The organism is Streptomyces sp. NPDC001549, assembly GCF_042894025.1.
GTDB lineage: Bacteria > Actinomycetota > Actinomycetes > Streptomycetales > Streptomycetaceae > Streptomyces > Streptomyces kutzneri.
This window is the reverse complement of sequence record NZ_JBIAVJ010000029.1, coordinates 24,523-43,502: the sequence shown is the minus strand read 5'-3', so window position 1 is coordinate 43,502 and position 18,980 is coordinate 24,523. Positions and strand designations below refer to the sequence as shown.

19 protein-coding genes are annotated in these 18,980 nt (G+C 71.8%); 8 read left to right on the top strand and 11 right to left on the bottom strand.

Features of this window, described 5'->3' with window-relative positions; genetic code table 11:
- Positions 1-115 precede the first annotated feature (115 nt).
- Complete coding sequence (locus tag ACFY04_RS35280) at positions 116-1,855, top strand: amidohydrolase family protein (RefSeq protein WP_389123384.1); 1,740 nt, start codon at positions 116-118, stop codon at positions 1,853-1,855.
- Positions 1,852-3,315, top strand: coding sequence for an aldehyde dehydrogenase family protein (locus ACFY04_RS35275; protein ID WP_389123382.1), 1,464 nt, complete (start codon positions 1,852-1,854; stop codon positions 3,313-3,315). Before ACFY04_RS35280 ends, ACFY04_RS35275 begins: the two co-directional genes overlap by 4 nt.
- A gap of 67 nt (positions 3,316-3,382) precedes the next feature.
- On the opposite strand, the gene ACFY04_RS35270 is transcribed toward ACFY04_RS35275, so the two are convergent.
- From ACFY04_RS35270 to ACFY04_RS35260, 3 genes are all read right to left on the bottom strand, one after another.
- Complete coding sequence (locus tag ACFY04_RS35270) at positions 3,383-5,194, bottom strand: hypothetical protein (RefSeq protein WP_389123380.1); 1,812 nt, start codon at positions 5,192-5,194, stop codon at positions 3,383-3,385.
- 54 nt (positions 5,195-5,248) lie between these two features.
- Positions 5,249-6,337, bottom strand: coding sequence for a DNA alkylation repair protein (locus tag ACFY04_RS35265; RefSeq protein WP_389123379.1), 1,089 nt, complete (start codon positions 6,335-6,337; stop codon positions 5,249-5,251).
- 75 nt (positions 6,338-6,412) lie between these two features.
- Entirely contained in the window at positions 6,413-7,090 is a 678-nt protein-coding gene (locus tag ACFY04_RS35260; RefSeq protein ID WP_389123377.1) for a hypothetical protein, read from the bottom strand.
- Positions 7,091-7,431: 341 nt separating this feature from the next.
- Between ACFY04_RS35260 and ACFY04_RS35255 the strand changes: the two genes are divergently transcribed.
- From ACFY04_RS35255 to ACFY04_RS35240, 4 genes are all read left to right on the top strand, one after another.
- Entirely contained in the window at positions 7,432-8,997 is a 1,566-nt protein-coding gene (locus tag ACFY04_RS35255; protein ID WP_389123375.1) for an APC family permease, read from the top strand.
- Positions 8,998-9,140: 143 nt separating this feature from the next.
- Positions 9,141-9,428 (top strand): hypothetical protein, encoded by a 288-nt coding sequence (locus ACFY04_RS35250; protein ID WP_389123373.1) that lies wholly within the window; start codon positions 9,141-9,143, stop codon positions 9,426-9,428.
- 52 nt (positions 9,429-9,480) lie between these two features.
- On the top strand, positions 9,481-10,275 hold the full coding sequence (locus ACFY04_RS35245) for a DUF4239 domain-containing protein (RefSeq protein WP_389123372.1): 795 nt from the start codon (positions 9,481-9,483) through the stop codon (positions 10,273-10,275).
- A 124-nt stretch (positions 10,276-10,399) separates the two neighbouring features.
- Positions 10,400-10,837, top strand: coding sequence for a hypothetical protein (locus tag ACFY04_RS35240; RefSeq protein WP_389123370.1), 438 nt, complete (start codon positions 10,400-10,402; stop codon positions 10,835-10,837).
- Here the strand turns inward: ACFY04_RS35240 and ACFY04_RS35235 are convergent.
- Genes ACFY04_RS35235 through ACFY04_RS35225 form a run of 3 tightly spaced genes read right to left on the bottom strand, consistent with a single transcriptional unit; the run spans position 10,795 to position 13,253 of the window.
- Positions 10,795-11,586 carry an ABC transporter permease gene (locus tag ACFY04_RS35235; protein ID WP_389123368.1) on the bottom strand — a complete coding sequence of 264 codons (792 nt, stop codon included), beginning with the start codon at positions 11,584-11,586 and terminating at the stop codon, positions 10,795-10,797. The two genes, ACFY04_RS35240 and ACFY04_RS35235, sit on opposite strands and share 43 nt — an antisense overlap.
- Positions 11,583-12,548: an ATP-binding cassette domain-containing protein gene (locus tag ACFY04_RS35230; RefSeq protein WP_389123366.1), complete on the bottom strand. Its 966-nt coding sequence runs from the start codon at positions 12,546-12,548 to the stop codon at positions 11,583-11,585. The genes ACFY04_RS35235 and ACFY04_RS35230 overlap by 4 nt, the downstream gene beginning before the upstream one ends.
- Before the next feature lie 33 nt (positions 12,549-12,581).
- Entirely contained in the window at positions 12,582-13,253 is a 672-nt protein-coding gene (locus tag ACFY04_RS35225) for a DUF4097 family beta strand repeat-containing protein (RefSeq protein WP_389123364.1), read from the bottom strand.
- 245 nt (positions 13,254-13,498) lie between these two features.
- On the opposite strand from ACFY04_RS35225, the gene ACFY04_RS35220 reads away from it, so the two are divergent.
- On the top strand, positions 13,499-14,245 hold the full coding sequence (locus ACFY04_RS35220; RefSeq protein ID WP_389123361.1) for a helix-turn-helix domain-containing protein: 747 nt from the start codon (positions 13,499-13,501) through the stop codon (positions 14,243-14,245).
- A 126-nt stretch (positions 14,246-14,371) separates the two neighbouring features.
- Here the strand turns inward: ACFY04_RS35220 and ACFY04_RS35215 are convergent, their stop codons facing one another.
- The 3 genes from ACFY04_RS35215 to ACFY04_RS35205 form a co-directional block, all read right to left on the bottom strand.
- A complete protein-coding gene (locus tag ACFY04_RS35215) occupies positions 14,372-15,253 on the bottom strand; it encodes a helix-turn-helix transcriptional regulator (RefSeq protein ID WP_389123359.1) in 882 nt (293 codons plus the stop codon).
- Between the two features lie 71 nt (positions 15,254-15,324).
- A complete protein-coding gene (locus tag ACFY04_RS35210; protein WP_389123357.1) occupies positions 15,325-16,236 on the bottom strand; it encodes an SDR family NAD(P)-dependent oxidoreductase in 912 nt (303 codons plus the stop codon).
- A 107-nt stretch (positions 16,237-16,343) separates the two neighbouring features.
- A complete protein-coding gene (locus ACFY04_RS35205; RefSeq protein WP_327735920.1) occupies positions 16,344-16,709 on the bottom strand; it encodes a MerR family transcriptional regulator in 366 nt (121 codons plus the stop codon).
- A 52-nt stretch (positions 16,710-16,761) separates the two neighbouring features.
- On the opposite strand from ACFY04_RS35205, the gene ACFY04_RS35200 reads away from it, so the two are divergent.
- On the top strand, positions 16,762-17,898 hold the full coding sequence (locus tag ACFY04_RS35200; protein WP_389123354.1) for an alkene reductase: 1,137 nt from the start codon (positions 16,762-16,764) through the stop codon (positions 17,896-17,898).
- Here ACFY04_RS35200 and ACFY04_RS35195 read toward each other — a convergent pair.
- Both ACFY04_RS35195 and ACFY04_RS35190 read right to left on the bottom strand, forming a co-directional pair.
- The gene (locus tag ACFY04_RS35195; protein ID WP_389123353.1) at positions 17,878-18,453 is read right to left on the bottom strand and encodes an SMI1/KNR4 family protein; all 576 of its coding nucleotides are present in this window, start codon (positions 18,451-18,453) and stop codon (positions 17,878-17,880) included. The genes ACFY04_RS35200 and ACFY04_RS35195 overlap by 21 nt on opposite strands.
- 35 nt (positions 18,454-18,488) lie before the next feature.
- The gene (locus ACFY04_RS35190) at positions 18,489-18,905 is read right to left on the bottom strand and encodes a VOC family protein (protein ID WP_389123350.1); all 417 of its coding nucleotides are present in this window, start codon (positions 18,903-18,905) and stop codon (positions 18,489-18,491) included.
- Positions 18,906-18,980 lie beyond the last annotated feature (75 nt).

Below are 18,980 nucleotides of genomic sequence, written 5' to 3'. Positions count from 1 at the left end.
GGGACGGCGTCTTCCCGGACCGCCGTCCCGCACCGGCCCCGGCCGGGCGGCCATCGGCCGGGGCCACATCCAGCCTCGCCGGCCACCGGCGGGGCTCCAAGTGTGAAGGGACGTCATGCTCGACCACCTGATCAAGGGCGCGACCGTCGTGGACGGCACCGGCGCCCCCGCCCGCGTCGCAGACCTCGGCATACGCGACGGCCGCATCGCCGTCATCGCCGAGCCCGGCACCGTCACCGAAGAGGCCCGCACCACCGAGGACGCCACCGGCCTGGTCCTCACCCCCGGCTTCGTCGACCCGCACACGCACTACGACGCCCAGCTCTTCTGGGACCCGTACGCCACGCCCTCCATGAACCACGGCGTGACCACCGTCGCCGGCGGCAACTGCGGGTTCACCCTGGCCCCGCTCAACCCGGCCCGCCCCGAGGACGCCGACTACACCCGCCGCATGATGAGCAAGGTCGAGGGCATGGCCCTCAAGGCCTTGGAAGAGGGCGTCGACTGGACCTGGTCCACCTTCGGCGAGTACCTCGACGCCCTGGAGGGCCGGATCGCCGTCAACGCCGGGTTCATGGTCGGCCACTGCGCCCTGCGCCGCCACGTGATGGGCGAGGACGCCGTCGGCGGCCAGCCCACCCCCGAGCAGATGCAGCAGATGCTCGACCTCTTCCACGACGCCATGAACGCCGGCGCCTGGGGCCTGTCCACCACCCAGTCCTCCACCCACTCCGACGGGTCCGGCGCCCCCGTGGCCTCCCGCCACGCCCGGCCCGCCGAGCTGCTCGCGCTGTCGAAGGCGGTCGCCGAACACGAGGGCACCCAGCTGGAGGCGATCGTCGCCGGCTGCCTCGACCAGTTCTCGGACGACGAGATCGACCTCTTCGTGGAGATGAGCGCCGCCGCCGGCCGGCCCCTCAACTGGAACGTCCTCACCATCGACGCCTCCGTCCCCGAACGGGTCCCGCGCCAGCTGATCCCCAGCGAGCGCGCCCGCAAGGCCGGCGGGCGGATCGTCGCGCTGACGATGCCCATCCTCACCCCCATGAACATGTCGCTGGGGACCTTCTGCGCGCTCAACCTCATCCCCGGCTGGGGCGAGATCCTCGGCCTGCCCGTCCCCGAGCGGATCGAGAAGCTCCGCGACGCCGGCGTACGCGCCGAGATGCTGCGCCGCGCCGACAGCAAGGAGGCCGGAGTCTTCCGGCGCCTCGCCCACTTCGGGCGGTACGTCATAGGGGACACGTACAGCAAGGAGAACGAGGGCCTCTCCGGCCGGGTCGTGAACGACATCGCCGCCGAACGCGGCCAGGACCCCTTCCAGTGCCTGGTGGAGATCTGCGCCAACGACGACCTGCGCACGGTGCTCTGGCCGATGCCCACCGACAACGATCCGGCGAGCTGGGCCCTGCGCCAGGAGACCTGGCAGCACGAGGACGTCATGCTCGGCGGCTCCGACGCCGGCGCGCACCTGGACCGGATGTGCGGGGCCCCGTACACGACCCGTTTCCTCGGGGACTGTCTGCGCGGCCGCAAGCTGGTGCCGCTGGAGCAGGCGGTGCGGATGCTCACCGACGACCCGGCCCGGCTGTTCGGGCTGCGCGAGCGCGGCCGCCTCGCCGAGGGCTTCCACGCGGACCTGGTCCTCTTCGACCCGGAGCGGATCGAGGCCGGTCCCGCGACCCTGGTCCACGACCTGCCCGGGGACAGCCCGCGGCTGGACGCGCGGGCCATCGGCATCGTGTCGGTACGGGTCAACGGCGTGGAGACCATCCGCGACGACGAGGTGACGGGGGCGATCCCCGGGATCGTCCTCCGGTCGGGCCGGGACACGAGGACGGTGAGCACCCGTTGAGCGCACAGAAGCTCTACATCGGCGGTGAGTGGGTGGAGCCCGCGGGCGGCCACTACGAGGTGATCAACCCGGCGGACGAGTCGGTGGTCGGGCTCGCTCCCGAGGCCTCGCGCCAGCAGGTCGAGGAGGCGGCGCGCGCCGCGGCCGAGGCCTTCGAGAGCTGGTCCCGTACGACGCCCGAGGCGCGCGCGGCGATCCTGGACCGGGCCGCGGACATCATGCAGCGGGAGTACGAGCCGTGGGCGGTGCTGGCCCGGCAGGAGACGGGCGCACCGACCGGCATCGCGCGCGGCATGCAGGTCGGGGTGGGCGTCACCCGCTTCCGGCGGTACGCGAAGGGGGCCCTCGAACCGGTGGAGAGGGGCCTGCCCCCGCAGGTCACCGAGGCCGGCCCGATGGGGCGGGCGAGCATCCTGGGCGCGCTGGAGGTGCGCCAGCCGGTCGGGGTGGTCACCTGCATCACCTCCTACAACAACCCCTGGGCGAACCCGGCGGGCAAGGTGGCCCCGGCCCTGGCCATGGGCAACACGGTGGTGGTCAAGCCGGCGCCGCAGGACCCGCTGTCGGTGTTCAGGATGGCGGACGCCCTGCACGAGGCAGGGGTGCCGGCGGGCGTGGTGAACGTCGTGGGCGGCCAGGCGGTGGAGGTCGGCGAGGCCGCGGTGGACTCGCCGCACGTGGACATGGTCTCCTTCACCGGTTCCACGGCCGTCGGGCAGCGCATCGCGGAGGTCTGCGGCCGGTCCATGAAGCGGCAGCTGATGGAGCTGGGCGGCAAGGGCGCGGCGATCGTCTTCGAGGACGCGGACCTGGACGCGGCGGTGATGGGGATCGGGACGACCTTCTCCTTCTACTCCGGGCAGATCTGCACGGCCCCGACCCGGGTGATCGCGCACCGGTCGGTCCACGACCGGCTGATCGAGAAGCTGACCGGCTATCTGGCCTTCATGAAGGTCGGTGATCCGGCGGCGGCGGGCACGGTGGTCGGCCCGGTGATCTCGGCGGTGCACCGCGACCGGGTGGAGTCGTACATCGAGCTGGGGAAGAAGGAGGGGGCCCGGATCGCGTACGGCGGCGAGCGCCCGGTGGTGGGGGACGGCCGCGGCTTCTACGTGGCTCCGACCCTGCTGGTCGACTGCACGAACGACATGCGGGTGGTCCGTGAGGAGATCTTCGGCCCGGTGGTCGTGGTGGTCCCCTTCGACGGCGGCGAGGACGAGGCCGTGGCGCTGGCCAACGACAGCGACTTCGGGCTGCTGAGTTACGTGTGGTCGGGGGATTCGGCGCGCGCGTTCCGGGTGGCGCGGCGGCTGCGGTCGGGCGGGGTCGGGGTCAACACCATCGGCCGCAACATGGAGGCGCCGTTCGGCGGCTTCAAGCGCAGCGGGGTGGGCCGGGACGTGGGCTCGTACGCGCTGCACGCCTACAGCGAGATGCAGTCGATCGTCTGGACGGGCTGAGGCCCGGCGGTACGGGGTACGGCGGTACGGGGTACGGCCGGGGTGGACACCCCGGCCGTACCCCGGCCTAGTTCTGTGGCCAGCTGTAGCCGAGGGACTCGGCGAGTTCGCTGCTGCCCCGCTGGAGGCGGGCGAAGCCCTTGGGATCGGACCCCGCGATCCGTTCCAGCGCGGCGGCCGCCAGGTCCTCCGGCGGGAGGCCGTCGTCGTCGGGCAGACGCCACTCGAAGTACAGCCGGAGCGGGGTCCCGCCCGGCCCCTCGGCGCCGTCCGGGGGCGAGAACACGAGCCACAGCACCGTCGTGTGCGGCTCGTGCCAGCCGGTCCCGACCCAGGTGGCGGCGAGGTCCCAGCGCCGCAGCAGGTCCGGCCGCTCCCGCAGACCGGCGGTGATCAGCCGCGCCGTGCGCCGGGCCGGCCAGCACCAGGAGTGGTCCCGCCCGGCGCGTTCGAGCTCGGCGTCGTAGGCGGCCGCGTCGAAGCGGTACGCGGGCGGCGGCGGGCCCACCGCCCCGCGCCAGCCGTCCCACACCACCTCCGCGCCGTCCCGGCGGATCGTCACGTACAGCGCGCCGCAGCAGCCCTCGGTGCAGGACGCCTCGGCGAGCTGCACCTCCCGCGGCTCGGGCCCGGCGCGCAGGGCGCCGTTGTCGATCAGGTACTCGGGAGCGCTGCCCGGGCCCTTCCCGAACAGGGCGGGCAGCAGCGGGAGTCCGTCGACGAGGATCCGGGTCTCGACGGAGTTCGAGTCCGGGGCGTCGTGGACCACGGCCACCTCCCAGCGGGGGTGCGATCCCGGCGCCGGCGCGGGGACGAACGGCTTCCGCCGGGTGCGCCGGATCCAGTCCGCGCGGCGGCGTTCCGCCCCGGGAGGGGGCTCGGCGCCGGGCGTCCACGCGGGCCCGTCCAGCAGCCGCTCCAGGCCGCCGAGCAGGGCCTCCCGCCGGTGGGGCCGCCAGTCCAGCAGTGCGGCGGGCCCGCTGTGCAGGTCGAGGGCGGTCGACAGCAGCAGCTCGTGGAGCTGCGGGGTCGGGGGCAGCCGGTCGGCGTACCCGACGAAGAACGCGTACAGGGACGTGGCCGGCAAGTAGTCGAGGATCTCCGGTCGTTGTCCCCGGTCGCGGGACATCCGGTGCAGCAGGTGGCCCGCCACGGCCAGCAGTTCGGGGTCCACCGGACGGGAGCACAGCAGCCCGTGGAGGTCGGCGGCCTCGGCGATGTGCCGGGGGCAGAGCACGGGCTGTGGTTCGTCGGGCACCGCGACCAGCGCGGCCCGGACGGCCTCCGCGTCACCGGTGGCGATCGCGGTGGCGAGCGGGGTCAGCCGCTCGGACCGGTCCCGGCCACGGATCACCAGGAGGGCGGCCGCCTGCCGGTCGAGCGGGTCGAGTGCGGCGCTCGCCACGGACGCGAGGCCGGAGAGCGTGCCGAGGGCTTTGAGGAAGGGCACGTCCTCGGGCTCGCCGAGGCGGATCAGCAGGGCGATGCCGATGACGACGGCCGCTGCGGTGGTACCGGTGCGGGTCAGCTGCCGGGCGGTGCGCCGGGCGGCTTCCTCGTCGGTCAGGGGGAGCCGTGCGGTGTGCGCGTGCAGGGTGCGGGGGGTCATCCCCAGCGTGCGGGCCCTCTGGTGGACGGCCTCGGCGGCCCGTACCGGGTCGGGGTCGGCCAGTGCGGGAGTGAGCGCGGCGGTGATCTCGGTCCGCGTCTCTTCCCAGGTCAGATGCTTGCGGGAGGGCTCCGGCGGGGATCCGTCGGGCAGGGGGTAGCCCTTGCGCGGGACGTGGCCGTCCGGCTCGATGCCGTGCCGGAAGAGGGCGTAGTCGTACAGGGACGTCGTCCGGGGGGCGAGCGGCTCGCGCTCGTCACGGACGCTCATCGGGCGGGGTGGGACTCGATTCCGTAGGTCATGCCGAGAGGGTGTCAGGCGGGGTCAGGACGCGTCCAGCGAAAAAGGGGCCTCGCCGCGGACCCGGCCGTTGATCTGGAGCTGCACCAGGTGCTCGCCGGAGTGGTAGCGGCGGGTGGTGATGGGCTTGAAGGAGTGGCGCTTGGTGCCGCCGAGGGTTTCGCCGGGGGCCAGGGCGCGGGTGACGAGTTTGAACACCTTGGGGGTGCGGGTGCCGTTGGCCTTCGCGTGGTGGACGACGTAGTCGATGACCAGCTGCGCCGCGAGCGGGCCGGTGTTGGTGACCGTCCAGTCGAAGACGAGGTACTCGCCGACGGCGATCCGCGGATCGGCGACGACCGGGCCGCTCACGGTGACGGGCACGTCGGGGGAGTGGCCGAGCAGGGTCAGCGCCTCGGGCCGCCCGGCCTTGATCAGGGTGCGCAGTCCGTGGCGTACGACGCGGTCGGTCGTGGCCTCGGGTTCGGCCAGCCAGCGGCCCGCGGCCTCGACCGCGAGGGCGGGGTGGTCGCGGCTGATGTCGTTGAGGTGGTTGGAGACGGAGCGGCGGACGTACTCGGACCCGTCGCGGTAGAGGGCGTCCAGCACCGGCAGGGCCGGCCGCGGGTCGGCGACGAAGGCGGGCAGCTGCGGGGCCCACGGCAGCCGGGGCCGGGTGCCCTCGCTGGCGAGGCGGCGTACGTGCGGGTCCGGGTCGGCGGTCCACTTCTGTACGACGGCCAGGGCGCGGTCCGGGTCGGCGCGCAGGAAGGGCCGGACGGCGGACTCGGCGGTGAGCCGGGAGGTGAGGTCGTGCAGCAGGTCCAGCCCGGGCTCGAACGCCTCCAGCCCGCGGACGGCGACGGCCTCGTTGACGGGGAAGGTCATCCAGCCCTCGAAGCCGGGCAGGGCGAGGGCGTTGCGTACGACGGTCTCGAAGGCGGGCCATTCGCCGGGAAGGTCGTCGAGCACGGCGTCGCGGACGGCGGCGACGCGGCCGCTGAAGGTCAGCCCGTCGAGGGCGTCGGCGCGGGCGCGCAGGGCCGGCGAGGACCGGCGGCCGCCCGCGTGGGCGAGCAGCCGGGCGAGGGCGGTGACGGTGTCTGCGCTGAGGAGCTCATCGGCCGTGGGCATGGGGCCAGTCTCGCCGATGACGCCCGGGCCCGGTGGCCGGTCCCGGGACGTCGTCGCAAGGTGGTGTCCTGGCCCCTACTCGTCCTTGTAGTAGTCCGTGAGGACGCAGCCCTTCACCAGGGCCGGCTCCTTGCGGTAGCCGCTCGGCGCCTTGAAGTCGGGGTGGCAGTTGAGCATGAGCAGCCCGGCCTGCGGCTGCAGCAGGGCACTCATGGCGTCCGAGCTCTCGGACCCCATGGCGAAGTCCTGGCCGACGACGATGCCCTGGTTGGGGTTCCCGCCGCCGTTCCTGGCGGCGATCCGGGCCTTGAAGGCCGTCTGGAAGGCCTTGGGGTCCTTGATCAGGACGACGGTGGTGATGCCCCGCCGACCGCAGTAGCCGGTCTCGGTGACGGAGAAGGCCGGGCCGAACTGGGAGTCCCCTCCCGAGTTCTCCTTGCCCTCGGGAGGGGTGAGGCTGACCGGGGCGCACGGGGTGTAGCCGTTGATGAAGCGGGCGGCGGCGGCCATGGTGCCCGCCTTGGGCAGCTTCTGGAAGGCCGTCCCGTCCTTGGGCGCGTTCCCGTTGACCCCGCCGTTCTTGGTGGGGTTCTCCAGGGTGCCCTCGTGGGGGCCGCCGTCGGCGCCGGTGCCGCCGTCCGCGCCGGAGCCGGCCCCGATGACCGGTGCCGCGCCGCTCTCACCCCCGCCGCAGGCGGTGAGCGTGAGCAGCGCGGCGACGGCCGCGGCCGATGCGATGAGTGAAGTGCGCATGCGCATGAGTGTGCTCGTCCCCCGTGTAAATGACCTTGAACGGCGGTGACTCTAGGTCGATGATCATGGCCACGGCAAACCCGTCCGGATCGCTGTTACCACTGGTCACCGCAAAGTCACGACGGAAACTTTGAAAATGTGCAAAACGGACATGGCTGCGGTTTCCGCATGCCGAAAGAGTCTCGGTCGAGCCTGCTGAAGCACGGGTGCACGTCAAAGTGAACCTTGTATTAAGTGCTTGTGAACGGTCCCGGTCTCAGGATTCGAAGGCGTTCGGGGGTGTTGAGTTCCGGACTTCGATCGTCCAGATGTGGAAAACGCACCATCTAACGTCCTGACTCATGACTCAGCTGGACGTTCGGCCTCAGGCCGGAGACACGGTAAGCGGCGTCGCCGAGGGCGACGTTCGCGGCAAGGGCCTCGGCAAGGGGTCCGTCGGACTGGTCGGAAGCGCCGTCATCGGCATCTCGACCGTCGCCCCGGTCTACTGCCTGACCTCGACCCTCGGCTCCACCGCCGGTGAGGTCGGCATGCAGATGCCCGCGATCTTCCTCGCAGGCTTCCTCCCCATGCTCCTGGTCGCCTTCGCCTACCGCGAGCTCAACAAGGCCATGCCGGACTGCGGCACCTCCTTCACCTGGACCGTCAAGGCCTTCGGCCCGCGGATCGGCTGGATGTGCGGCTGGGGCCTGGTGATCGCCACGATCATCGTGCTCTCCAACCTCGCGGGCGTCGCCACCTCGTACTTCTGGCTGCTGGCCGGCGAGATCACGAACAATCCGTCGATCGCCGCCCTGGACGACAACAAGCTCGTCCACATCGTCACCTGCCTCACGCTGATCGCCGTCGCGACCGCCATCAGCTACCGCGGCATGACCGCCACCAAGGGCGTCCAGTACGCCCTGGTCGGCCTCCAGCTCGTCGTGCTCGCCGTCTTCGTCGCCATGGCCTTCCAGAAGGCCTCCGCCGGCACCTTCGACACCGGCCTGGACTTCTCCTGGTCCTGGATGAACCCCTTCGCGGTCGAGTCCATGGCTGCCTTCACCGCCGGACTCTCGCTCTCGATCTTCATGTACTGGGGCTGGGACGCGTGCCTGGCCACCAATGAGGAGACCACCGGCTCGACGAAGACCCCCGGCCGCGCCTCGCTCATCGCGATGATCGTCCTGGTCGGCTCCTACCTGGCCACCGGCGTCGCCGCCCAGATGGCCGTCGGCTCCGGCGGCGAGGGCCTCGGCCTCGCCAACGAGGAGACCTCGGGCAACGTCTTCGCCGCCCTCGCCGGCCCCGTCATGGGCCCGGTCCTCGGCATCCTGCTCTTCGTGGCCGTCCTGGCCTCCGCCGCGGCCTCCCTGCAGACCACCTTCATCCCGGTGGCCCGCACGGTCCTCGCCATGTCGACGTACGAGGCCCTGCCGCCCTCCTACGCCAAGGTCCACCCGCGCTTCAAGACCCCGGGCCGCGCCACCGTCATGGCGGGCGTCGCCACCGGCGTCTTCTACACGGTCATGACCCTGGTCAGCGAGAACGTCCTCACCGACACGATCTTCGCGCTCGGCCTGATGATCTGCTTCTACTACTCGCTGACGGCCTTCGCCTGCGTCTGGTACTTCCGCGGCGAGCTGCGCCGCTCCTCCCGCGACCTGTTCTTCAAGGGCGTCTTCCCGATCCTGGGCGGCCTGCTGCTGGCCGCGGTCTTCTTCAAGACCCTCTACGACGCCTGGGACCCGTCCTACGGCTCCGGCTCCACGCTCCCCGGCCTCGACGTCGGCAACGTCTTCGTCATCGGCGTCGGCCTGCTGGCCCTCGGCCTGGTGATCATGTTCGTCACCGAGCGCCGCAGCCCGGCCTTCTTCCGCGGCGAGGTCCTGACGAAGTCCACCCCGGCCCTGGTCGTCGAGGACTGACCGTCCCCGCGCCCCTGCGCCGCACCCGCTGAGTCATGCCCCACGGCCCCGGATCGATTCCCCCGATCCGGGGCCGCGGGCGTGCGCGGGCGCCGATCGGCCCGGCACGGTGACCCGGGGTGCGGCGGGTCGTTGGGCAGGGCATGAACGCCTTGAAGCGCACCCTCGCAGTCCTGGCCGTCTCCGGCGGAGCCCTCGCACTCACCTCCGTCGCCGCGCACGCCGACGAGGCGCCCGACCAGGCGCCCCCGGTCGTCGGCCGGGTCGTGGACATCGTCGACCACCCGGCCCAGGCCGTACAGGACACCAAGACCGCGGTGGGCGTGACCACCCAGGCGGCCGGATCCGCCGGCCAGGCCACGGACTCCTCCCTCAAGGGCGCCGGCACGGCCCTGACCGCCGGTCTCCCCACGACCCCGAAGGTCGGCTGACGAACATCGGCTGAGGCCGGGCTGCGGAGCGGCGGCGCTCGTTGAGCAGGGCATGATCCTCTGGCTGCTCAACCACCTCAGCACCTTCGTCATCGCCGTCCTCCTGGTCGGCGGCCTCACCGGCCTCGCCGTGGCCGGGAGCGTGGCCGCCCGCCGCCGCTTCCCGCACCTGGCCCGGGGTGAACACAACGAGATGGTCGGGGTCGCGCTCGGCATGTTCGGCGCGATCTACGGCATCATCCTCGCCTTCGTCGTCGTCACCCTGTGGACGCAGCTGGAGAACACCCAGAACATCGTCGCCAGCGAGGCCACCGACCTGGCCCTCGTCGTCCGCAGCGCCGACGCCTTCCCGCCGGCCGACCGCGACCGGGTGCAGCAGGCGGTCGGCGCGTACACGCACGCCGTCGTCGAGGTGCAGTGGCCGCTGATGCGCGACGGGCGGCCGAGCTACGAGGCGACCGGCCCGCAGACGCACGCCCTCTACGAGGCGCTCCTGGCCTACGAGCCGCAGGGCACCCGCGCCGAGACCTTCTACGCCGAAGCGGTCACCCGCCTCAACGACGTCGCGGCCCAGCGCCGGGCCCGCGTCACGATGGCCGAGAGTTCGCTGCCGGTCCTGCTCCAGGTGCTGGTGTACGGGGGAGCGTTCGTGATCGTCCCGCTCACCTTCCTGTTCGGACTGCGCAGCCTGAAGATGCAGCTGCTCTTCGTATCGGCCGTGGCCGGGCTGATCGGCTTCAGCCTGCTCCTGGTGGTGGCACTGGACCGTCCCTTCGCGGGGGACCTCAGCGTGACCCCGGATCCCTACAAGGAGGCGGCTCTGGCGCAGTTCTGGGCCGCCGGCTGAGCGGTCCGCGGACTGTCAAGTCCCGAACTCCAGCGACATGACGCGATCCGCCCCCTCGGGCTGACTGGAAGCACGGGCTCACCCACCCCGCCCCGCACGCCCCCGCCTCCCGAGGAGCACTCCCATGGCCGGCATCCCCACCCGCACCCGGACCCGCACCCGGACCCGGACCCGGTCCGGCACCCGGACCCGCATCCGGCGGCTCGTCCGGCCCGTGGTCGTGACCGTCCTGGCCGCCCTCGCCGCCGCGGGCGCCGGCCTGGTCCACGGGTCCCTCGACGCCCCCGCGGCGCCGCGCACCCCGCACTCCTCCACCGCCCCGGCGTCCCACGACGACGGCGGCTCCGGCCGCCGCCTGTGGTCGGTGTTCAAGCACCTCTGGACGAGCGTCGGCATGGCCGAGGACTCCCCGCACGTGGGCCACGACGCCGACGGGCGGCGTACGCCGACCGCCGTGTCGGTGTACGCCGCCCAGGGGCGGGACGATGCTGCGGGAGGAGGCCCGCGGGCTCATACCGGCTACTTCGGGTCGCGGTGGAAGGAGGCCGCGGACCAGCGGTAGCCGAGCACCGCCAGGCCGAGGGACCAGGCGACCGCGAGCCAGCCGTTGTAGCCGATCTCGGTGCCGAGGAGCAGGCCGCGCAGGGTCTCGATGGCCGGCGTGAACGGCTGGTACTGGGCGATCGGCTGGAACCAGCCCGGCATCGCCTCGACCGGGGTGAACGCGCTGGAGATGAGCGGCAGCAGGATCAGCGGCATCGCGCTGTTGCTGGCGGCCTCGGCGTTCGGGCTGGCCATGCCCATCCCGACGGCGATCCAGGTGAGCGCCAGGGCGAAGAGCGCGATCAGCCCGAACGCGGCCAGCCACTCCAGAGCCGTGGCATCGGTGGACCGGAAGCCGATGGCGACGGCGACGGCGCCGACCAGGACCACGCTGGCGAGGGACTGCAGGACGCTGCCGACGACGTGCCCGACGAGCACGGAGCCGCGGTGGATCGCCATGGTGCGGAAGCGGGCGATGATGCCCTCGGACATGTCGGTGGAGACGGACACCGCGGCCCCGATGACGGTGCTGCCGATGGTCATCAGCAGGATCCCGGGGACGACGTACGCGATGTAGTCGGAGCGGTCGGCGGCGCCGCCGCCCATGCCGGCGCTCATCACGTCGCCGAAGATGTAGACGAAGAGCAGCAGCAGCATCACCGGGGTGAGCAGCAGGTTCAGCGTCAGCGACGGGTAGCGCCGGGCGTGCAGGAGGTTGCGGCGCAGCATCGTGGAGCAGTCGCGCACGGCGAGGGAGAGGGAGCTCATCGGACGTTCTCCTTGGACTGGTCGGGGACGGCGGCGGCCGGGCCGGTGAGGGCGAAGAACACGTCGTCGAGGTCGGGGGTGTGCACGGTCAGCTCGTCCGCCTCGATGCCGGCGGCCTCCAGCCGGTCGAGGACCGAGCGCAGCTCGCGCTGGCTGCCGTCGCTGGGGATCTGCAGTGCCAGTGCCTCGTCGTCCCGGGTGACCTCGCGCAGGGCGAGGGCCGCGGACCGGTAGGCGGCCGGGTCGGTGAAGCGGAGCCGGACGTGCCCGCCGGGGATCAGCCGCTTCAGCTCCTCGGCGGTGCCCTGGGCGGCGATCCTGCCGTCGTTGAGCACGGCGATGCGGTCGGCGAGCTGGTCGGCCTCCTCCAGGTACTGGGTGGTGAGGAAGACGGTGACGCCGCCCGTGACGAGTTCGCGGATGATCTGCCACATGTTGTGGCGGCTGCGCGGGTCGAGGCCGGTGGTCGGCTCGTCGAGGAAGATGATCCGCGGGTCACCGACCAGCGTCATCGCGATGTCGAGGCGGCGCTTCATCCCGCCGGAGTAGCTGGCGGCCGGGTTCTTGGCGGCCTCGACCAGGTCGAAGCGCTCCAGCAGTTCGCCGGCCACCCGCCGTCCCTCGCTGCGGGAGAGGTGGTGCAGGTCCGCCATGAGGAGCATGTTCTCCTCGCCGGTGATCAGGCCGTCGACGGCGGAGAACTGGCCGGTGACACCGATCGAGGCGCGCACGGCCTGCGGGTCGGCGGCCAGGTCGTGGCCGTTGATGTGGATGGCTCCGGTGCCCGGGTCCGCGCCGAGGAGGGTGGAGAGGATCTTGACGGCGGTGGTCTTGCCGGCGCCGTTCGGGCCGAGCAGGGAGAAGACCGTTCCGGCGGGGACCGCCAGGTCGATCCCGTCGAGGACGACCTTGTCGCCGTAGGACTTGCGCAGCCCGTTCGCCGCGATGGCCAGGTTGGTCATGAGGAGTGCTCCTTCGGATGCGGTGACTGCGGGTCAGATGCTGCGGGCGGTGATGTCGCCGTAGGAGGTGGTGGCGCGGATGGTGAGGCCGGCGGCGGCGCCGTCGGTGTTGGTGAGGGCGTTGTGGATCCGGCCGTAGGTGGTGCCGGCGTCGAGGGTGGCGGAGACCCCGCGGGCGGTGCCGACGGTGATGTCGCCCGCCTGGGTGGACAGTTCGACGGTGCCGTGCTGGGCCTCGGCGATCTGGAGGTCGCCCTTCTGGGTGGTGATCTGCGCGGGGCCGCCCAGGCGTCCGACGCAGACGTCGCCGGCCATCAGGGTGAGGTGGGCGCTCGCGGTCTCGTCGAGCTTGACCGTGCCCTGGGCGGCCTCGAAGGTGACGTCGCCGAGGCGACCGACGCCGCGGAACTCGGCGGCCGCGGTCTTCGCCTCGACGTGGGAGCCGGCCGGCAGCTGGACGGTGATCTCGACGGATCCGGAGTTGCCGAGGATCCGGTTCTTCGCCGGTGCGGCGGCGATCCGCAGGACGCCGTCCTTGTACTCGGCGGTGGTCTGCTCGGCGGCCTTCACGTCGCGGCCCTTGGAGGCGTCGGCGGGAAGGATTTCGACGGTGGTGTCGGCCCGGTCGGCGGCGATGAACCGGATGAGCCCGGCGGGGATGTCCAGGACGGCGGCGATCGGGGCGGCGGTGGCGAACTTCTGCATGGTGCTTCTCCTTCATCAGCGGCTGCGCTCCGTGCGCCCCGCGGTTTCTGATGAACGAAAAGCTACGTTGCGTTCGATGATCTGGCAACGGACTCGTTGCGCTGAAAATGCATCTACGCAGGTCAGGGCTGAGATTTCATTGCAATGGTTTCGCGCTTAACGCAACACGCCGCATGAGGTTCGTTGCAATGAAATGGAAGTGAACGCTATAGTGGGGGACACCACGGACCACGAAGGAGACCGCGATGCCGGGAGGCAGGCTCAATCAGCAGGAACGCCAGCAGATCGCGCTGGGACTGGCCGACAACCTCGCCTACGCGGAGATCGCCAGGCGCCTCGACCGTCCGACCTCGACGATCTCGCGCGAGGTGATGCGCAACGGCGGCCCCAACGCCTACCGGGCCGACCTGGCCCACCGCGCCACCGAACGCCGCGCCCACCGGCGCACTCAGGCCGCACCCCGGGGATCGGAGGCGTTCCCGCAGGCCCACGGACGCGACCCCGAGGCGGTGCGCGAGTTCGAGGACGTGTTCACCGACGTCCTCATCCAGGCCGGCACGCCCAAGATGATGGCCCGGGTGATGTCCTGCCTCTACATCACGGACACGGGCAGCCTCACCGCGTCCGAACTCGTCCAGCGCCTCCAGGTCAGCCCGGCGTCCATCTCCAAGGCGATCACGTTCCTGGAGGGCCAGGGCCTCGTCCGCAGGGAACGCGACGAACGCCGCCGCGAGCGCTACTTCGTCGACGACGACGTCTGGTACCAGGCGACGATCGCCAGCGCCCGCGCCAACGCCCAGATCATAGAAACCGCACGCCAGGGCGTCAGCATCCTCGGCCCCGACACCCCGGCCGCCAACCGCCTGGAGAACATCGCCCGCTTCATGGACTTCGTCTCCGAAGGCATCACCCGCGCCGCGGAACAGGCGCGCGAGGTCCTCCACGCGAAGCCGGGCACGCCCGCGACAACGCCCCCGGGCGACACCCCTTAGCGGTCAGGTCCGGAAGTCCTTCGGGGCTTGATCGGGCCGCCAGAGCGACGGAGGATTCTTCTTGTCGGTCGGCGGGTGTGTGCCGGTCGAGCCGGGCCGGCAGATCGTCCGGACCTGCCCGGAAGGTCAGCGCGCGCGGTCGTCGGCCGGCATGGGGGAAGGGGTCTCGGTGGCCCAGGCCAGCAGCATCCGCAGGGCGTCGTGCGAGGGGCTGCCCGGCTCGGCGCCATACGTGATCAAAGCCTGATCCGGGTCGTCCGCTGGGCGCAGGGTCTCGTAGGCGAGTTCCAGATCGCCGACCACCGGATGGTGGAATCGCTTGGTACCCGAGGTCTTGTCCTGCACTGGATGCTCGGCCCACCAGCGGCGGAAGTCCTCGCTCTTCATCGACAGTTCGCCGATCAAGCTCGCCAGCATCGGGTCCTCGGGGTGCCGTCCTGCGTCCAGGTGGAGGTAGGCCACGTTCTCGCGGGCGCAGGAGGTCCAGTCCGCATACAGCTCCCGGGACGTCTCGTCGAGGAAGGTGATCCGGGCGATGTTGCGCTCGGCCCGGTCCAGATCCGCGTAGTCGCCGAAGAGGGCGACCGCTGCCGTATTCCAGGCCAGTATGTCCATGCGTCGGCCCATCACCACCGCCGGCATGTCCACCAGATCGTCCAGCAACCGCTGGAGCATAGGGCGCACGCGTTGCGGCCGGGCCTGGCGCCGGGGAACGTGCCGGGCGGCGGACTGCGGTCGGGCGAGGCGGTGCAAGTGCCGGGTGGCGTCCCCGTCCAGCCGCAGGGCGCGGGCGAGGGCGCCGAGTACCGCGCCCGAGGGGTTGGGCACGCGGCCCTGTTCCATCCGGGTGTAGTAGTCGACGCTTACTCCGGCGAGCTGCGCGATCTCCTCGCGGCGCAGGCCCGCGACCCGGCGCCGGCCCCCGAAGTCCGGCAGGGCGACGTCTTCGAGGTGCAGGAGGGAGCGGCGGGTGCGGAGGAACTCGCCCAGGCTGATGGCTGCGCTCATACGGCGATTGTCGCCGGTCGTGCCGGGCGGCTGCCTGGCCCTGTCGGGGCCAGGCAGCCCGCCACCCGCTGTCAGGAGGCGGGGACGGCGGTCGCCAGGCCCCCGTCGACGACGATGTCCTGGGCGGTGATGTAGGACGACCGCGGGGAAAGGAGGAAAGCCACGGTCTCGGCGATGTCCCGGGCCTGGCCGAGCCGCCTCAGCGGCACCTGGGCGCGGATGGCATCGTGCGAGGCAGAGTCCGGGTTGGCGGCATCGAACATCTCGGTGACGATGTAGCCCGGGCTGATCGAGTTGACCCGGATGCCGCGCCCGGCGAGATCACTGCCCAGCGTGCGGGCCAGATTGTGGACGGCAGCCTTCGTGGCCGCATACACCGGTGCGACGGCCAGGCCCCGATGCAGGGTCCACGAGGCGTTGATCACGATGGATCCGCCACCCGCCGCGTCGAGCAGCGGCAGCACCTTCTGGACCGTGAAGAACACCCCCTTGAAGTTGACGTCCACACTGAGATCGAAGTCCCGCTCGGTGACCTCGCCACTGCGCTGGAACACGCCGACCCCGGCATTGGCGAACACCCCGTCCAGACGTCCGTATCGTTCACGGATCAGGGCGGCCAGGCGGTCGAGATCGGTGAGGCTGGCGGAGTCGGCCCGGACCGTGAACAGACGGGCACCCTGGTCGGACGCCTCGTCCAATTGTTCGGCTGCGCGGTCGAGGCGGGCATCGTCGCGGCCGGTGATGACGATACGGGCGCCGGCTTCCAGGAGCAGACGTGCGGTTGCCAGGCCCATCCCGCTGGTTCCGCCGGTGATCAGGACGACACGGTCGTGGAAGCCGGTCACATCACTCTTGCTGTCGGTCATGACCACAGCTTCGCCACCAGTCCTCGGGCCAGCCAGGGCCAGATCAACCTGGGTCTCCCAGAGCCCCCTTCCGCGGGCAGCCGAGCCGGCCTCCACCGCACCGCCCTGGACGTCCAACGATGCGACACGCGCCGCCCGTCCCCACGTCAACCCCCGAAGGCCTTCCGGAGCCGGCCACTTGGGGGGCGTCCTGCCGATCCTGCCGATCCTGCCGATCCTGCTGATCAGGCCGGGCGGCCCGCCGCCGCCTCGATCACTTCGTCCAGCACCTCGCGGGAGCGGATCAGATCGCCGATCATCCGGTCGATCCGCTCCCGCTCCGTGGCCAGTTCGGCCACCAGCGCCGGGGTGGCGCGCACCGACGGGCCGCCGTCCTCGTCCCGCATGCAGGGCAGGATCTGTGCGATCTTCGCGCTGTGCAGGCCGGCCGCGTACAGCTCCTGGATCCGGATGACCCGGTCGACCGCCCGCTCGGGGAAGTCCCGGTGACCGCCGGGCGTCCGGTCCGAAGCGAGCAGGCCCTGCTGCTCGTAGTAGCGCAGCGAACGCTCACCGACCCCGGTGCGCGCCGCCAGTTCACCGATCCGCATGCCCACCCCAGCCCTTGAACCTGACACCAGTGTCAGCTTTTACGGTACCGGCATGACGCAGACACAGCACGGTCCCGCCGCCTCCCGCCTCTTCGAATCCGCCCGCCTCGGCGGCCTGGAACTGCCCAGCCGCCTGGTGATGGCCCCGCTGACCCGTAACCGCGCCGGGGCCGACGGCGTCCCCGGCGCACTCATGGCCACGTACTACGCGCAGCGCGCCTCGGCCGGCCTGATCATCGCCGAGGCCAGCACCCCGAACGCCGCCGGGCAGACCTACCCGCACATCCCCGGCATCCACACCCCGGCGCAGATCGCCGGCTGGCGCCGGGTCACCGAGGCCGTACGGGCCGCCGGTGGCGGGGAGATGTTCCTCCAGCTCCAGCACGGCGGCCGGGTCGGCCACCCCGAGACCAGCGGGCAGGTGCCGCTCGCCCCGTCCGCGGTGCCGTTCCCCGAGCAGCTGCACACCCCCGGCGGCCTCCGGGACGGCGTCGTACCGCGCGCCATGACCGCCGAGGACATCCGGTCCACGGTGGCCGACTTCGCGAGCGCGGCCCGGGGCGCCGTCGAGGCGGGCTTCGCCGGGGTGGAGGTGCACTCCGCCAACGGCCACCTGCTGCACCAGTTCCTCGCGCGCAACACCAATCGCCGTACCGACGAGTGGGGCGGCTCCGCCCGGAACCGCATCCGTTTCACCGTCGAGGTGGTCCGGGCCGTCGCCGAGGCCATCGGCCCGGAGCGGGTCGGCGTACGCATCTCGCCCGGGGTGAACGTCAACGGGATCGAGGAGGGCGACACCGAGGAGATCTACCCGGCCCTGGTCAAAGCCCTGGCCGAGCTGGCGCCGGTCTACCTGCACCAGGTCCACGCCGACCCCGACCGGCCCGCCTTCGCGCAGATCCGCCGGGACTGGCCCGGCACCCTGATCGCCAACCCGGCGCTCTCCCGCGAGGAGGTCGCGGCCGACGGCGGCAAGCGGCGGGGCGAACGCCTGCTGTCCGAGGGCGCCGATCTCGTGGCACTGGGCCGGGGTTTCCTCGCCAACCCCGACTTCGTCGAGCGGCTGCGCACGGGCGCACCGCTCAACGAGATCCGCCCGGAGTTCCTGATGCACGTACAGGGCCCGGAGGGCTACACCGACTACCCGGCCCTCGGGGGCCCGAACCGCTCAGGCGGGTCCGCCGGATGAAACGCGCTTCCTGTTGCGCCAGTTGACGAAGGACACCTCGTCGCTCAGCACCACGCTGATCTTGTTCTTCCGAAACTCCGGGTCCCCCAGGAGCCCGTTCAGGAACGCCGCCATGCCGAGGGGGTGCAACTGCATCTCGGGGTTGGTGTGCCGTCCGCAGACCAGGACCGGCCATCGGTCCGGGTCGGCGTCCGTGGTTACCCAGCAGTAGATGTCCGCCCCCGAGGTCACGGCCCAGGCCACGATGGACTCGGGGTCCACGTCGAAGTCGGCGTCGTCGCGGCACATCTCCCAGGTCTCGCGGGCGTTCTCCGTCTCGTCCCGCAACCCCGGGCCGTCCCGGTACGGGTATCCCTCGGCCCGCAGCGCCGGCAGCAGGACGCTGATCCCGTCGCTGATCACCCCCGACCCGTACACCTCCATGAAGCGCACGTAGTCCGAGGGGAACCGGGTCCCCCAGGCCGCCTCGACCTCGTCCCAGTCGATCCGCTCGTCCACCCCGTGAGCCACCGGTATCAGCCCGGCAAGTGCCGCCACCGCGTCCAGCCCGTGCATGTGTCACCCTTCGTCCGACGTATCCGCAGGTCAGCCTACGAGGGTGAGACGGCCTGGCCCCAGGTGCGGGAGCAGAGCACCAGCCGGTAGCCGTCGGGGTCGGCGACGGTGACCCCCCACTCGTCCCAGTACGGGTTGTGGGCGGCGACGCGGGTTCCGCCGTGCTCGACCAGGCGCTGGACGAGGGCCTCGTCGGGGGCCTCGCCGAGATAGACCACGAACAGGTCGTCGACGGTGGGCGCGGGCAGGATCGGGTTCGAGGCGTCCCGGGTGAGCTCGAAGTGCCAGCCGCCCCCGGCCGGTCCGACCATCAGCAGGTCGTGTTCCCCGGCCACGCTCTCGGCGCTCCGCCACTGCACTTCCAGCCCGAGCCCGTCGACGTAGAACCGCTCGGCGGCGGCCAGGTCGAGGGAGGGCCGGGCGACGCGGACATGAGTATGTGAATCGATCATGCCCGCCAGCGTACGAAACCCTGCCGGGGCGGGGGTGGTTCGGGCGTCCGGTGCACGGCCGCCCCGCCGGCCGGG

Bases quoted from the DNA above. Each gene is read 5' to 3' on its own strand.
- ACFY04_RS35215 (WP_389123359.1), bottom strand. From the start codon at position 15,253: ATGAGCGCAGCCATCAGCCTGGGCGAGTTCCTCCGCACCCGCCGCTCC.
- ACFY04_RS35240 (WP_389123370.1), top strand. From the start codon at position 10,400: ATGGCCGGCATCCCCACCCGCACCCGGACCCGCACCCGGACCCGGACC.
- ACFY04_RS35250 (WP_389123373.1), top strand. From the start codon at position 9,141: ATGAACGCCTTGAAGCGCACCCTCGCAGTCCTGGCCGTCTCCGGCGGA.
- ACFY04_RS35270 (WP_389123380.1), bottom strand. From the start codon at position 5,194: ATGAGCGTCCGTGACGAGCGCGAGCCGCTCGCCCCCCGGACGACGTCC.
- ACFY04_RS35225 (WP_389123364.1), bottom strand. From the start codon at position 13,253: ATGCAGAAGTTCGCCACCGCCGCCCCGATCGCCGCCGTCCTGGACATC.
- ACFY04_RS35195 (WP_389123353.1), bottom strand. From the start codon at position 18,453: ATGCACGGGCTGGACGCGGTGGCGGCACTTGCCGGGCTGATACCGGTG.
- ACFY04_RS35235 (WP_389123368.1), bottom strand. From the start codon at position 11,586: ATGAGCTCCCTCTCCCTCGCCGTGCGCGACTGCTCCACGATGCTGCGC.
- ACFY04_RS35230 (WP_389123366.1), bottom strand. From the start codon at position 12,548: ATGACCAACCTGGCCATCGCGGCGAACGGGCTGCGCAAGTCCTACGGC.
- ACFY04_RS35220 (WP_389123361.1), top strand. From the start codon at position 13,499: ATGCCGGGAGGCAGGCTCAATCAGCAGGAACGCCAGCAGATCGCGCTG.
- ACFY04_RS35200 (WP_389123354.1), top strand. From the start codon at position 16,762: ATGACGCAGACACAGCACGGTCCCGCCGCCTCCCGCCTCTTCGAATCC.
- ACFY04_RS35280 (WP_389123384.1), top strand. From the start codon at position 116: ATGCTCGACCACCTGATCAAGGGCGCGACCGTCGTGGACGGCACCGGC.
- ACFY04_RS35190 (WP_389123350.1), bottom strand. From the start codon at position 18,905: ATGATCGATTCACATACTCATGTCCGCGTCGCCCGGCCCTCCCTCGAC.
- ACFY04_RS35265 (WP_389123379.1), bottom strand. From the start codon at position 6,337: ATGCCCACGGCCGATGAGCTCCTCAGCGCAGACACCGTCACCGCCCTC.
- ACFY04_RS35245 (WP_389123372.1), top strand. From the start codon at position 9,481: ATGATCCTCTGGCTGCTCAACCACCTCAGCACCTTCGTCATCGCCGTC.
- ACFY04_RS35255 (WP_389123375.1), top strand. From the start codon at position 7,432: ATGACTCAGCTGGACGTTCGGCCTCAGGCCGGAGACACGGTAAGCGGC.
- ACFY04_RS35260 (WP_389123377.1), bottom strand. From the start codon at position 7,090: ATGCGCACTTCACTCATCGCATCGGCCGCGGCCGTCGCCGCGCTGCTC.
- ACFY04_RS35205 (WP_327735920.1), bottom strand. From the start codon at position 16,709: ATGCGGATCGGTGAACTGGCGGCGCGCACCGGGGTCGGTGAGCGTTCG.